Genomic DNA, 13,484 nt, shown 5'->3' on the forward strand with positions numbered 1-13,484 from the left:
CCATGACCGAATTCGCCACGACCGCGCTCGGTGACACCGTCGCCTTCGACCGTCACGGCGCCGGCGGGCCGGCCGTCGTGTTCGTCGCGGGTGCGGGTCCGCACCGTGCGGGCGATCCTGCGACGACAGCCACCGCGATGCTCCTGGCGGAGCGAGGTGTGTCGTCGGTCGTCCACGATCGGCTCGGCCGCAACGAGAGCCCCGTCGAGGGGATCATCACCCTGGAGCGCGAACTCGCGGCCGTCGCGACGATGATCGACGTCGCCGGCGGCTCCGCGGTGCTGTGCGGCCATTCGTCGGGGTGTGCGATCGCCATCGAGGCCGCGCGGGCCGGTCTGCCGGTCACCGGTCTCGTGCTGTGGGAGGCCCCGTTCATGCACACCGGCGAGGCGACCCGGGAGTGGATCGACGAGTTCGAACGTCGCCTCGACGCCGGTGACGGTGACGGCGCGCAGCGGCAGTACATGCGGGACATGCCGGCGGAGTTCATCGAGTCCGCCCACCAGTCGGGGATCTGGGAGGCGGTGGTCGCGCAGGTCGAGAGTCTGCGCCCCGATGGGCGTGCCCTCGTCGCCGTCAGCGCGGAGCCGCTGACGACGATCCTCGCCCCCGTCCACGTCCCGGTCCTCGCCGCCGTCGGGACCGAGACGTTCCCGGGTATGCCGGAGGCGGCCGACGCGATCGGCGCGGCGGCGTCCGACGGACGCTCCGAGCGCATCGCCGGTGCGCACCATTCGTGGGATCCGGAGGCGATGGCGGATCGCATCGCCCGGTTCGTCGGGATCGACTGAGCCGCACCGCCGCTCTGGCGCGATCTGTGCGGCTCCTGTCCGAAACCCGCTTGTCCCGCCGGCTTCCCGTCGGTCACGCTCTCCCCATGACCCGTCGAACCGATCCTGCGAGCGTCGCGCTGGTGGCGGCCGCCGTGACCATGGTGCTGTGGGCGTCGTCGTTCGTGGTGATCCGGTCGGCGGGGGAACACTTCTCACCCGGCGGGATGGCGTTCCTGCGGCTGGCCGTCGGTACCGCCGTGCTGGTGGGACTCGCCCTTCGCCATCGCCGGCCGTTCCCCCGCGGGCGGTCGCTGGCACTCGTCCTCGCGTATGGGGTCCTGTGGTTCGGTGCGTACACCGTCCTGCTGAACTGGGCCGAACGACATCTCGACGCCGGGACCGCCTCGCTGCTGGTGAACTTCGCGCCGATCCTCGTCGCCGTCACCGCGGGACTGTTCTTCGGCGAGGGCTTCCCCACGCCCCTCGTGATCGGGATGGCGATCGCCTTCACCGGCGTCGTGATCATCGCCGTCGGGGGGAGCGGCGGGAGCAGCGACATGCTGGGCATCGGCCTCGGTCTGCTGACCGCGGTGCTGTACGCGACGGGCGTGCTGACACAGAAAGCCGCACTGCGAAGCGTGGATTCGGTGACGGCCACCTGGGTGGGGTGTGCGGCCGGGATGCTCGCGACCGTCCCGTTCGCGTCGTCGAGCATCCATGAGATCGCCCACGCTCCGACATCGGCCGTGGTGGGTGTGATCTACCTGGGCATCGGTCCCACCGCGATCGCCTTCACCACGTGGGCGTACGCGCTGTCCCGGACGGACGCGGGCAGGCTGGCGGCGACGTCGCTGGTGGTCCCTGCGCTCGCCATCGGCCTGTCGTGGCTGACGCTGGGAGAGGTGCCGACGGTGTTCGGGTTCGTCGGCGGGGCGCTGTGCCTGACCGGCGTCGCGATCAGCCGACGCAGATCGCGTGTCGTGGACGCCGCTGTGCTCGAGACCGCGCCGGTGGTGCGCGCCGCCGACTAGGGTCGCTGGTGTGCCCCACCTGACGCGTGACGACACCGTGTTCGTGCTCCATCTGAACGACGAGGATGCGACCGACACCGAGAACGTCCTCGGCCCGCCGCAGGTCGCCCAGGTCAACGAGCTGCTCGACGAGGTGCTCGCGTCCGAGGGGCCCGCGGCGCTGGTCACGACCGGTGCCGGCAAGTTCTTCTGCACAGGCCTCGACACCGCGTGGGTGCTCGAACACGTCGACCAGGTCGACGCCTACACCCAGAGCGTGCAGGAGCTCCTCGCACGACTCCTGACGTTCCCGATGCCCACCGCGGCCGCCGTGCAGGGGCATGCGTTCGGCGGTGGCGCCCTGGTGGCCATCGCTCACGACCACCTGGTCATGCGCGTCGACCGCGGGTACATCTGCATGCCCGGCGTCACGATCGGCGCCAGTTACGCCCCCGGCAGCGTCATGCTCGTCGCCGACCGACTCCCGGTGCGGCCCGCGCACGAGATGTTGATGACCGGGCGCCGGTACGGCGGGGAGGTCGCCCGCGATCTCGGGATCGCCGACGCCGCCGTCGCCGTCGACGAGGTGTTGCCGGCGGCCGTCACCTACGGGCGGACCCACCAGAACACGCGGGGGCGCACCCTCGGCGAGATCAAGGCCTCGCGCTACGCCTCCACCGTCGCCGCACTGCGGGCGACGGTGTCCGGTGTCGGTGACCAGGCGGCCATCGCCGGCAGCTGAGCGGTCACGCCTCGGCGAGGCGCTTCAGGTACAGGGGGCCGTCGGCGAGATCGAGCTGCTTGCCGGTGGAGTCCGACCAGGGTTCGGGGCGACCGCCTCCCGAGGTTGTCGACCCCCCCCCACCGGTCGCCGATCATCCCCGCTCCCACCAGCGAACGCTCCCAGCCATCTCCCAGTCTCCCCGCAGCGACGATCGAGGCAGAACGGACATCGTGAAGACCTCACCGACCGGCACGTGCCGGTCGCCGTCCTACGGAGGCTTCATGACCACCCTCGTCGACCGGGCCCGCCCGCCCGCCGGATCGGAGCCCGATGGTGGTCGCCATCGGGCTGCCATCGAGTCGTCCCGACCTGTCCGCTCCCGCGTGCTGACGCGCGCACCGCTGCCGATCCTGCTGGTCGTCACCGCGGTGCTCTATCTCTGGAACCTGTCGATGAACGGGTACGCCAACAGCTTCTACGCGGCCGCCGCGCAGGCCGGCGGGACCAGTTGGAAGGCATGGTTCTTCGGCTCGCTCGACGCGCAGAACTTCATCACCGTCGACAAACCCCCGGCATCGCTGTGGGTGACGGGCCTGTCGGTGCGGATCTTCGGGATGAACAGCTGGGCGGTCCTGGCGCCGCAGGCGCTGATGGGCGTCGCCGCGGTGGCGCTGCTGTACGCGACGATCCGTCGCACGATCGCCGACCGGCGGCTCGGCACGATCGCCGCGACCGTCGCAGGGGCGGTGCTGGCGTTCACCCCGGCCGCCGCGTTGATGTTCCGCTTCGACAACCCCGACGCGCTGCTCGTGCTGCTCATGGTGGCCGCGGGCTATGCCCTCGTCCGAGGTGTCACGGCCGGGTCCGGGCGGTGGCTCGCACTCGTCGGCGTCGCACTGGGTTTCGCGTTCCTGACGAAGATGCTGCAGGGCCTGCTGGTGCTGCCGGCGTTCGGAATCGCCTACCTGCTGTTGGCCGACACCGGTTGGCTGCGTCGGCTGACGCATCTCGCGCTGGCGGCGGTGTCACTCGTCGTCGCGGCCGGCTGGTGGGTGCTCGTCGTCGCGCTGTGGCCCGCCGGGTCGCGGCCGTACATCGGCGGCTCGACGAACAACACGGTGATGGATCTGGTGCTGGGCTACAACGGCCTCGGCCGCATCCTCGGCGGCAGTGGCAACGGTGGCGGAGGGGGTATGGGCGGCAACGGCGCGGCCGGTTCCAGCTTCGGCGGCTCGACCGGCCTCGACCGACTGTTCGGCTCGGAGATGGGCAACGAGATCTCCTGGCTGCTGCCCGTCGCGCTCTTCGTGCTGGTCTTCGGCCTGTATCTCGTGGTGCGGCAGTTCATCCGGGTTCGGGAGACCGCCCGCCTCGACCGCGGGGAGAAGGCCGGTCTGCTGATGTGGGGCGGCTGGCTCGTCGTGACCGGCCTGATCTTCAGCTACATGAGTGGCACGATCCACCCGTACTACACGGTGGCTCTGGCGCCGGCGATCGGAGCGCTCGTCGGCCTCGGTGCCGCGTTCGCGTGGCGACTACGTGACCGCCTCGACGGTCGTCTCGCGCTCGCCGCGATGATCGTGCTCGCGGCCGGATGGTCTGTCGTCCTGCTGTCACGCAACGACTTCGGCCCGACGTGGACTCGGTGGGCGATCGGCGTGATCGCGGCGGTCTGCGCGATCGGTGTCGTCGTCGGTGGGCAGATGCGGTGGAAGAAGCTCGTCGCGACCACGGCCGTCGTGGGTGCCTTGGTCGGGTTCAGCGCCACAGCGGCCTTCGGCATCGCGACCGCCGCGACCGAGCACACGGGATCGATCCCGACGGCGGTCTCGACGTCGCAGGCGTCGGGCATGGGTGGTGGTCCCGGCGGCGGGATGGGTGGTGGCCCGGGTGGTTCGGGCGGCTCAGCCCAGCGCGCCACGCCGCCGTCGGGCGCCGGTGGTCAGCAGAACTCGGCCGAGCAGAACTCGGCCGAGCAGGGCTCGGCGCCGACGCAGCAGTCGGGTCGCGGTGGCGGCGGGATGGGCACGGGCGGTTCGACGTCGTCGGAGCTCACCGCGTTGCTGACGTCGACGACGACCAGGTGGGCGGCGGCCGTGAACGGGTCGCAGTCGGCGGCGGGACTGGAGATCGCCAGTGGCACGTCGGTGATGGCCATCGGTGGCTGGAGTGGTGACCCCACCCCGACCCTCGCCCAGTTCATCCAGTACGTGAAGGACGGCAAGATCGGCTACTACATCGGCAGCGGATCGGGAGGCGGCCCCGGCGGGGGCAGCTCGAGTGCTCAGGAGATCTCTCGGTGGGTCGCGGCGAACTACACCGCGACGACGGTCGGCGGCCAGACGGTCTACGCGTTGACCTGATCCCGCTCGGCCCTATCCGCCCTCGACGGTTCCGGTGCACGTGCGTGTCGCCTGGTGACACGTGGCGGCACCGGAACTGTCGTGTCAGCGGGGCCGCCACAGCATCAGACCCGTGTCAGCGGAGAACCCGCATCGCTCGTAGACGGGGATCGACGCAGTGCTCGGGGCCAGCACGACCTTCGCGTACCCGCGGTCGGTGGCGGCGGCGAGCACATGACGGACGAGGGTCTCGCCGAGTCCCGCACCGCGGGCGGCGGGTCGCACGAAGAGATGGCCGAGGTACCCCCACCGTCCACCCGCGGCATCCGACGGCGACGGCATCCGGGTGTACTCGGTGAGGCAGACCATCCCGACCGCCTCGTCGTCGGCGTCGTGCACGGTCCAGACGGTGCGTGTGGGCCGGCACATCCACTCGTCCACGGCGTCGACGAACCCGGCATCCGGGTGGGGCGGGAGCGAACCGTCCTGCTCGCACGCCCACGCCCACCGCAGGGCGGCCACCTCCGATGCGTCCGTGGTGAGGCAGATGGTCACCGACCGAGGATGCCAGGTGGCACCCGACGCCTCTACCCTTCGACGGCATGACGACACGCGGGATCGGTGCGCGGATCGACCTGTCCACCAGGCTGTTCTGGCGTGCTCTCGGCAGGCCGATCGACCCGACGTCGACGCAGGACGCGTGGCTGGCGGCCCCCCACAACCCGTCCGGAAACCATGGCGACGCCTGGCTCGACGAGTTCGCGTCGCAGGGGGTGGTCGACGCTCCCGCGCGAGCGGGGTTGTTCGACGACATGTCCGCGCTGGACGGGCCGGGATTCCGTGCCGACGGCCTCGACGGTCTGGTCCGGGACTTCTACGAGCAGACGTCGGCGTGGTCGATGGACGTGTGGTCCCAGTGGAACCCGCTGTTCGCGCCGGGCGGCGCGTTCATCACCCGGTACTTCGGGCGTCGAGTCCGGCAGCTCGCTCTGCCGACGTCGCCCCTGTCGGTGAGCCGCGGCATGACCAGCGACGTCCGCGTGGTCCGAGACGGTGACGGCGGTCGACTCGGCGCGGCGTGGCTGCGCACCCTCGTCAGCGACGGCAGTCCCGTCTACAGCGGGTTCTACGGCCTGCAGATCCCACCCGGTGCCGACGACGGACAGCCGCACGTCCGGGTCGCGTTCCCGCTCGAGATGGGGGCGGTCCAGGTGTTCCTGCGGCCGTCGGTGACCGCGGGCGGGGGGTTGAGACTCGTGTCTCGTTCGCAGACCTTCGGCGGCGACGGCGCGTACATCTCGGTCGTCCACCGCGGCCGATGGTTCGCCGCGCGGGCTCCACTCCGGGAGGAGTTCGTCGTCTACCCGGACGGTGAGTACACCGTGCGCACCGACCACCGGCTCGCGGTCGGACCTCTCACAGCCCTGCGCCTGCACTACAGATTGGCCCGTGTGGGGGATGGCTGAGGCGTCTCGGCCGACCGTCACCGGCCTGATCGTGGGACGGGGTCGATCCTCAGCGCCGGGCGTTGAGGATGATGTCGGCGATCCCGGTCCCGAGTGCGACAGGTCGGCAGGCACCGGCGACGGGCGTCCCGCCGAGCGCCTCGACGAGAAGGTTCTGCGCCACCGCGTCGTACGGCATGCGGAAGTGGCCGGTGAGGTCGGCAGGACAGCGGTCCTGGATCACCACATCGCGCGCACGTGGGCCGTGGAGCACCCCGCTGGTGGATGGCTGGATCACCTCGTCGACAGCGGTGCGGATGGTCACGTATCGCACGGTTCCCACCGTCTCGGCCGGCGAGTTCAGCTCGCGGAGGAACTCCGAGCCGGCGACCTGCTGCAGCATCGACTCGTTCACCGGCTTCGGTGACACCAACCGATCCACGCCGGGTATCCGGGTGAGCATCCCGAGCCCGTAGAACGTGCTGCCGTGGCTCGGCGGTGCGAGGCCGATCCAGCGGTCGACGAACGGGGCCGCCCCCAGCTTGTCCACGACGTAGCGGCCGACGTTCGCGCCCTGCGAGTACCCGACGATGTCCACCCGGTCCGCATGTGTCGCGGCCCGCACCCGGTCGACGAAGGCCCGAACCGCAGGTGCGCCCGCGCGGATGTCCTCGGTACCGAAGGTGGTCGCCCCGGGTGCGCCGCCGTAGTTGACGGCGAACACACAGAACCCCTGTCGCGCGAGCAGTGGGGCGATGTCGGAGAAGTCGGCGAAGGCACTCGAGTCCGTGCCGTGCAACAGGATCACCGGTCGCGGGTGCCGGGACGCCGGGCGGCACGACAGGTCGTTGCTGCCGGGAGGGCGCGCGTCGGGGTGGTCGATGGCGTACCTGCGGACGTCTGTCACCGTGGGCAGGGTCGGCGCCGACGCCGTGGGGAACACGGACATCACCCGGTCGGCCGGGGACGCCGCCGCGGGCGCTGCGGAGGCACCGAGGAGGCAGGCCGCAGCCGCGAGCACCGTCGACATTGACGTAGCAAACCGTCGCATCACATCAGTGAAACGCGTTCGGTCGTTCTCGGTCGAGAGTACGAACGATCGATTCGGTGGAGGGCGCGTACCGATCCGGTCACGCCCTAGGCTGTCGGTCATGGGCGCAGACAGTCCCGAGGGACCCCCCGGCACGTCGAGCAGCATCTACATCGCCTCCGCCGAAGGTGACACGGGGAAGTCGACGATCGCGTTGGGCACGTTGCACCTGCTCGCGGCCACGGGCGGACGCGTCGGGGTCTTCCGCCCCATCTCCCGCGCGGCGTCGGGTGAGCGCGACTACATCCTCGAACTCCTCATGGAGCACGATTCGGTCGACCTGTCGTACGACGATTGCATCGGCGTGACCTACGAAGAGGTCCACGCCGATCCGGAGGCGACTCTCGCCGAGATCGTCGACCGGTTCCACTCCGTCGAAGAGCAATGCGACTCGGTGCTCGTCATCGGGTCCGATTTCACCGATGTGGCGAGCCCTTCGGAGCTGAGCTTCAACGCTCGGATCGCTGCGAACCTCGGCACTCCCATGCTCCTGGCCCTCAAGGCGGCCGACCGCACACCCGACGAGGTGGCCTCGCTCGCCGAGGTCTGCATCGCCGAGGTCCGCGGGGAACACGCCCAGGCCGTCGCCCTGGTCGCGAATCGCTGCGACCCTGCCCACCTCGACGCGATCCGCGAACGGCTCGAGGCGTCCGGTCTGCCCGCGTGGGCGCTGCCCGAGGACCCCGTCCTGGTGGCCCCGACGATGTCGGAGCTGAAGACGGCACTCGGGGGTGAGCTGTACAGCGGCGACCCCGAACTGCTCGACCGCGAGGCGCTGAGCGTGATGGTGGGCGGGATGACCGCCGAGCACATCCTCGAACGCCTCACCGACGGGGTCGCGGTGATCGCTCCGGCAGACCGGTCCGACGTGCTCCTCGCGCTCGTGACCGCCAATGCGGCGCAAGGCTTCCCGAAGCTGTCGGGCATCATCCTCAACGGCGGGATGACCCCGCACCCGATGATCGAATCCCTGGTGGAGGGACTGAGGTCGTCGCTGCCGATCATCACCTGCGAACAGGGGACGTACGAGACCGCACGCACGGCGGCACACGCACGGGGGCGTGTCGGCGTCGAGTCGGTGCGCAAGATCGACGCAGCCCTCACCCTGATGGAGAACCACGTCGACTCCGACACGCTCCTCGACAAGCTGCGACTCTCGGCGCCGACGGTCGTCACACCGCAGATGTTCGAGTACCAGCTGGTCGCCCAGGCCAAGTCGGACCGCAAACGCATCGTCCTGCCGGAGGGCACCGACGACCGCATCCTGCGTGCGGCGGGTCGTCTGCTGCGTCGGGGCGTCGCCGACCTCACCCTCCTGGGTGACGTCGACGATGTGCACTCGCGCGCACAGGAACTCGGCATCGACCTGTCCGAGGCACACGTGATCGATCCGCAGACCTCCGAGCATCGCGAGCAGTTCGCGCAGACCTACGCCGATCTCCGTGCGCACAAGGGGGTCAACCTGGATCGCGCCCACCAGGTGATCACCGACGTCTCCTACTTCGGGACGATGATGGTGTACGCGGGAATGGTCGACGGGATGGTCTCGGGCGCCGCGCACACGACGGCCCACACCATCCGCCCGGCGTTCGAGATCGTCAAGACGACCGACGGTGTGTCGACGGTGTCGAGTGTGTTCTTCATGTGTCTCGCCGATCGTGTTCTCGCGTACGGCGACTGCGCGATCGTGCCCGATCCGACCGCCGAGCAGTTGGCCGACATCGCGATCTCGTCCGCGGCGACAGCATCCCAGTTCGGCATCGAGCCGCGCGTGGCGCTGCTGTCCTACTCGACGGGGGAATCCGGCGCCGGCGCCGACGTGGACAAGGTCCGCGCGGCCACCGCGCTGGTCCGGGAGCGAGACCCGGATCTGTTGGTGGAGGGACCCATCCAGTACGACGCAGCTGTCGAGCCGAGCGTCGCACGCAGCAAGATGCCCGACTCCGACGTCGCCGGGCGGGCCACCGTCCTCGTGTTCCCCGACCTGAACACCGGCAACAACACCTACAAGGCGGTGCAGCGCAGCGCCGGCGCTGTCGCGATCGGGCCGGTACTACAGGGGCTCGCCGCACCGATCAACGACCTGTCCCGCGGCGCGCTGGTCTCCGACATCGTCAACACCGTCGCGATCACCGCCATCCAGGCGCAGGCGCAGGCGGCGTCGCGGTGACCGCCGCCGACACCGTCCTGGTCCTCAACGCCGGGTCGTCCTCGCTGAAATATCAACTGGTGCATCCGGGGTCGGGTGAGCGGATCGCGACGGGGATCGTCGAGCGGATCGGTTCCGCCGACGCGTCGGCCGACCACGAGCAGGGTGGCTCGACCCACGAGGCCCACGGCGACATCGGCGATCACCGCGACGCATTGCACACCGCGCTCGACCTGTTCGCGAAGGCCGGAACGGACCTGCGCTCGGCGGATCTTCTCGCGGTCGGTCATCGTGTCGTCCACGGTGGCAGGCGGTTCAGCGAACCCGTCGTCCTCGACGACGCGGCAGTCGCCGCCATCGATGCCCTCAGCAGCCTGGCGCCGCTGCACAACCCGGTCAACCTCGCGGGCGTCCGCGCGATGCGGGAGATCCTGCCCGACGTCCCGCAGGTCGCCGTGTTCGACACCGCCTTCTTCCACGACCTCCCGGCACATGCGGCGACATATGCCATCGACGACGAGATCGCCCGCCGACACGACATCCGTCGCTACGGGTTCCACGGGACGTCGCATGAGTATGTGAGCGGGGCGGCCGCCGAGTTCCTCGGGCGGCCCGCGTCGGAGGTGAACCTCGTCGTGCTCCACCTCGGCAACGGTGCATCGGCGTCGGCAGTGCGCGGTGGACGTGCGATCGACACCTCGATGGGACTCACCCCGCTCGAGGGACTCGTGATGGGCACGCGCAGCGGCGATCTCGACCCGGCCATCGTCGCCTACCTCGGTCGCGTCGCCGACATGGACATCGACGCCGTCGACCGGATGCTCAACAGCGGTTCCGGGTTGACGGGACTGTGCGGGGACAACGACTTCCGCACCATCACCGCCCGCATCGACGACGGCGACGAGCGCGCCCGCCTCGCCTACGACGTCTACATCCACCGTCTGCGCCGCTACATCGGGGCCTACATGATCGACCTGGGTCGAGTGGACGCGATCGTGTTCACCGCGGGTGTGGGGGAGAACGCTGCAGGCGTGCGCGCCGACGCACTCGCCGGGCTCGACGGTTACGGCGTCACCGTCGACCCGGCGGCGAACGCCGTCCGCTCGCACGACGCGCGGCGAATCTCACCCGAGGACTCGCAGGTCGCCGTGCTCGTCGTCCCGACCGACGAGGAGTTCGCGATCGCCCGCAAGGCCGCGACGCTCGTCCGGAACGACTGACCGCACCGCGCGGATCGGCGTCGGCGACCGCACGGGAATAGCATTCGTCCGCCCGATGGTTGATTCGGACACCGCGCCGCGGGGTACTCCGTGAGCACCTGCGTCGATTCGCGGAATCGACTGCGGTCGACGTCGGCGGTGGTAGAGAAGACGTGGGCGAGGCGGCACGCCTGCCCGCACCGGAAGCGCGAGGAAAGGCACACCATGGCACTCGACGACAACGACATCACCACCTCGAGCGCGGGCGGCGAGGGTCCGGCCGACGGCGGTTCGAATCCGAGCGGGCACGACGGCGGCGCCGACGGCACCGCCGGCGCGGGCGAGGGCCCGGCCGACGGCGGTTCGAACCCGAACGGGCACGACGGCGGCGCCGACGGCACCGCCGATGCGGGCGAGGGCCCGGCCGACGGCGGTTCGAACCCGAACGGGCACGACGGCGGCGCCGACGGCACCGCCTGATCTGTCGGGTCACCGCGAGAGCTGAATCGATGCAGAGGTCGGACACCCTGAACCGGTGCGTCGCCGTCGACACGTCGGCGTTCGCGACGCAGCACTGGGGTGTCCGGCCTCTCCTCAGCCGTGCGGCCGATCTGCCGCAGGATTTCGCGGACCTGCTGTCGCCCTCCGCGGTCGACGAACTGCTCGCCGAACGCGGCGTGCGCGCGCCGTTCATCCGGATGGCCAAGAACGGGTCGCTGCTGGCGCGGGACGAGTTCCTGTCGCCCGCCGGGGTGGGCGCCGAGATCGGCGATCAGGTCGACTCGGCCAAGGCCCTGGCCGCGTTCGCCGGCGGCGCCTCCATCGTGGTGCAGGGTCTGCACAGACTGTGGCCTCCGATCATCGACTTCGTCCGGGGTCTCGTCGACGACCTCGGACACCCGGTGCAGGCGAACGCCTACGTCACTCCGCCGGGAAGTCAGGGTTTCGACTCCCACCACGACGTGCACGACGTGTTCGTGCTGCAGATCGCCGGGCACAAGCACTGGACGATCCACGAGCCGGTGGTGCAGAGTCCGCTGGCGACGCAGCCGTGGACCGATCACCGCGACGCCATCCGCGATCGCGTCGCGCAGGACCCCCACATCGACACCACCCTTGCTCCCGGTGACGCGCTGTACCTCCCGCGCGGGTGGCTGCACTCCGCGCGGACCACCGACGAGACGTCCATCCACCTCACCATCGGGGTGCCCGCGCTCACCCGCGTCGACGTGATCACCGCTGCCGTGTCCCGCGTGGCGGAGTCGGTGACCGAGCTGCGGACGTCGTTGCCGCTCGGTGTCGACCCGACCGACCACGCGACCCTCGAAGCGGAGGCGACCAAGGCCCTCCTGGCCTTCGCCGACGAACTCCGCGACCGTGCGCACGAGTGGGGATCCGGCGTCGCATCGGACCTGACCCGCGAGATCGCCTCCCGCACAAGACCTGCCGCGGTCCGTCCGCTTGCCACACTGGACGCGATGACCGATGTGGAGTCGGTGCGCGTCCGGTGGCGGCACGGACTGATCGCGACCGTCTCGCAGGATCCCGACCGCGTCCACCTGCACCTCGGTGGACGCACCATCTCGTTCCCCGTCGTCTGCGCCGACGCGATCGGCCACCTCGTCGACGGACGTGACGCCGATGTCTCGTCGCTCCCGGGCCTCGACGCCGCCGACTCGACGGTCCTGCTCCGGCGACTCCTGCGCGAAGCCGTCGTCGTGCCGGTCGACTGATGGCGGACACCGCGAGGTTGGTCCCGCCCTGCAGTGATCGGTCCCTGCTGATCGACGAGCCGATGTTCGCGACGGCGTCCGCAGGCACAGCGTGGCTGATGCTGGAGATGTGTGGCCCATGGGGGCCGTCGGCGTTCCTGGAATCCCCGACACTCATCGACCCCGCTCTCGGACTGTCCGTCGTGCGGCGGGCCGAGGCGGCGTCGATGCGCATCGTCGCGATCCGCCGACCCGGTCGTCGGCCGGATGCGCGACGGTGGCGGTGGTTCGTCGCGAGGTCGGGCCTCGACGGGTCCACCCTGGTAGGCGGGGAATGCGAGGACCCGACCGGATATCTCGACATCCCACTCGACGGGTCGACCGGCACTCCGGTGGACTCCCCGCTGATCGCGGTGTGCGCACACGGCAAACACGATCTCTGCTGCGCCGTGCGGGGGCGTGGAGTCGCGGCGGCACTGGGTGCCGCCCATCCCGACGAGACCTGGGAGTGCTCCCATCTCGGAGGCGACCGCTTCGCGGCGACCATGCTCGTGCTGCCCGAGGGGCTGTCGTACGGACGGGTCGACTCGACGGATCCGCTGGAGATCATCCGACACCACCGTGAGGGCCGGATCGTCGGTGGACATCTCCGCGGGCGGACGTGCCTGTCCCACGAGGTGCAGGCTGCACAGCATTTCGCACGTCAGAACGCCGGCGACGATCGCATCGACGCGTGGCGGCCGCTGGGGATGCACACCGATGACGGCTACACGCGGGTGATCCTCGACGCCGGTGACGGTCGGCGCCTCATCGTGACCGTCCGCGCCTACCTGTCCGAGGACTCGGTGATGACGATGTGCCGGGCACAGGTCCCGGGCAGCGTCCGGCGATTCGTGTGCGAGTCGCTCCGGTGGGCGTGACAGGGCGTGTCGCCGTGCGAAGCGCACGCGTCGACTGAATCACGTACTGCCGCTGGATGATCGCGCCTAGGTCGAGGCGGGTCGACTCCACCGGCGGGAGGTGTCTCGTCAGAAGAGCCC

The 13,484-nt window shown here is 70.3% G+C and carries 12 protein-coding genes; 10 read left to right on the forward strand and 2 right to left on the reverse strand.

The annotated features are described in order from the left end of the window. The first annotated feature begins 2 nt into the window (after positions 1-2). The 4 genes from ACXVUM_RS10460 to ACXVUM_RS10475 all read left to right on the forward strand — a co-directional run bounded on the left by ACXVUM_RS10460 (position 3) and on the right by ACXVUM_RS10475 (position 4,870). Positions 3-791, forward strand: a complete 789-nt coding sequence (locus tag ACXVUM_RS10460; RefSeq protein ID WP_458521724.1) for an alpha/beta fold hydrolase — start codon at positions 3-5, stop codon at positions 789-791. A gap of 86 nt (positions 792-877) precedes the next feature. After that, entirely contained in the window at positions 878-1,804 is a 927-nt protein-coding gene (locus ACXVUM_RS10465; RefSeq protein ID WP_458521725.1) for a DMT family transporter, read from the forward strand. Between the two features lie 10 nt (positions 1,805-1,814). Then, complete coding sequence (locus tag ACXVUM_RS10470) at positions 1,815-2,525, forward strand: enoyl-CoA hydratase/isomerase family protein (protein WP_458521726.1); 711 nt, start codon at positions 1,815-1,817, stop codon at positions 2,523-2,525. Between the two features lie 263 nt (positions 2,526-2,788). Next, a complete protein-coding gene (locus tag ACXVUM_RS10475; RefSeq protein WP_458521727.1) occupies positions 2,789-4,870 on the forward strand; it encodes an ArnT family glycosyltransferase in 2,082 nt (693 codons plus the stop codon). Positions 4,871-4,954: 84 nt separating this feature from the next. On the opposite strand, the gene ACXVUM_RS10480 is transcribed toward ACXVUM_RS10475, so the two are convergent. Then, positions 4,955-5,404 (reverse strand): GNAT family N-acetyltransferase, encoded by a 450-nt coding sequence (locus tag ACXVUM_RS10480; RefSeq protein WP_458521728.1) that lies wholly within the window; start codon positions 5,402-5,404, stop codon positions 4,955-4,957. 47 nt (positions 5,405-5,451) lie between these two features. Here ACXVUM_RS10480 and ACXVUM_RS10485 point away from each other — a divergent pair, with 47 nt between their 5' ends. Next, entirely contained in the window at positions 5,452-6,315 is an 864-nt protein-coding gene (locus ACXVUM_RS10485; RefSeq protein WP_458521729.1) for a hypothetical protein, read from the forward strand. A 49-nt stretch (positions 6,316-6,364) separates the two neighbouring features. Here ACXVUM_RS10485 and ACXVUM_RS10490 read toward each other — a convergent pair whose 3' ends face one another. Further along, the gene (locus ACXVUM_RS10490; RefSeq protein WP_458521730.1) at positions 6,365-7,324 is read right to left on the reverse strand and encodes an esterase/lipase family protein; all 960 of its coding nucleotides are present in this window, start codon (positions 7,322-7,324) and stop codon (positions 6,365-6,367) included. Positions 7,325-7,445: 121 nt separating this feature from the next. Between ACXVUM_RS10490 and pta the strand changes: the two genes are divergently transcribed. The 5 genes from pta to ACXVUM_RS10515 all read left to right on the forward strand — a co-directional run bounded on the left by pta (position 7,446) and on the right by ACXVUM_RS10515 (position 13,364). Beyond that, positions 7,446-9,554, forward strand: coding sequence for a phosphate acetyltransferase (gene pta / locus ACXVUM_RS10495; protein ID WP_458521731.1), 2,109 nt, complete (start codon positions 7,446-7,448; stop codon positions 9,552-9,554). Then, positions 9,551-10,753: an acetate kinase gene (locus ACXVUM_RS10500; protein WP_458521732.1), complete on the forward strand. Its 1,203-nt coding sequence runs from the start codon at positions 9,551-9,553 to the stop codon at positions 10,751-10,753. Before pta ends, ACXVUM_RS10500 begins: the two co-directional genes overlap by 4 nt. Positions 10,754-10,957: 204 nt before the next feature. Beyond that, the gene (locus ACXVUM_RS10505) at positions 10,958-11,212 is read left to right on the forward strand and encodes a BatC protein (RefSeq protein ID WP_458521733.1); all 255 of its coding nucleotides are present in this window, start codon (positions 10,958-10,960) and stop codon (positions 11,210-11,212) included. Positions 11,213-11,241: 29 nt separating this feature from the next. Continuing rightward, positions 11,242-12,465, forward strand: a complete 1,224-nt coding sequence (locus ACXVUM_RS10510) for a cupin domain-containing protein (protein ID WP_458521734.1) — start codon at positions 11,242-11,244, stop codon at positions 12,463-12,465. Beyond that, positions 12,465-13,364 (forward strand): sucrase ferredoxin, encoded by a 900-nt coding sequence (locus ACXVUM_RS10515; protein ID WP_458521735.1) that lies wholly within the window; start codon positions 12,465-12,467, stop codon positions 13,362-13,364. Before ACXVUM_RS10510 ends, ACXVUM_RS10515 begins: the two co-directional genes overlap by 1 nt. Positions 13,365-13,484 lie beyond the last annotated feature (120 nt).

Source organism: Williamsia sp. SKLECPSW1 (assembly GCF_054332755.1).

Coding starts and splice junctions, on each gene's coding strand:
- ACXVUM_RS10460 (WP_458521724.1), top strand. CDS start 3: ATGACCGAATTCGCCACGACCGCGCTCGGTGACACCGTCGCCTTCGAC.
- ACXVUM_RS10465 (WP_458521725.1), top strand. CDS start 878: ATGACCCGTCGAACCGATCCTGCGAGCGTCGCGCTGGTGGCGGCCGCC.
- ACXVUM_RS10475 (WP_458521727.1), top strand. CDS start 2,789: ATGACCACCCTCGTCGACCGGGCCCGCCCGCCCGCCGGATCGGAGCCC.
- ACXVUM_RS10485 (WP_458521729.1), top strand. CDS start 5,452: ATGACGACACGCGGGATCGGTGCGCGGATCGACCTGTCCACCAGGCTG.
- ACXVUM_RS10490 (WP_458521730.1), bottom strand. CDS start 7,324: ATGTCGACGGTGCTCGCGGCTGCGGCCTGCCTCCTCGGTGCCTCCGCA.
- pta (WP_458521731.1), top strand. CDS start 7,446: ATGGGCGCAGACAGTCCCGAGGGACCCCCCGGCACGTCGAGCAGCATC.
- ACXVUM_RS10505 (WP_458521733.1), top strand. CDS start 10,958: ATGGCACTCGACGACAACGACATCACCACCTCGAGCGCGGGCGGCGAG.
- ACXVUM_RS10510 (WP_458521734.1), top strand. CDS start 11,242: ATGCAGAGGTCGGACACCCTGAACCGGTGCGTCGCCGTCGACACGTCG.
- ACXVUM_RS10515 (WP_458521735.1), top strand. CDS start 12,465: ATGGCGGACACCGCGAGGTTGGTCCCGCCCTGCAGTGATCGGTCCCTG.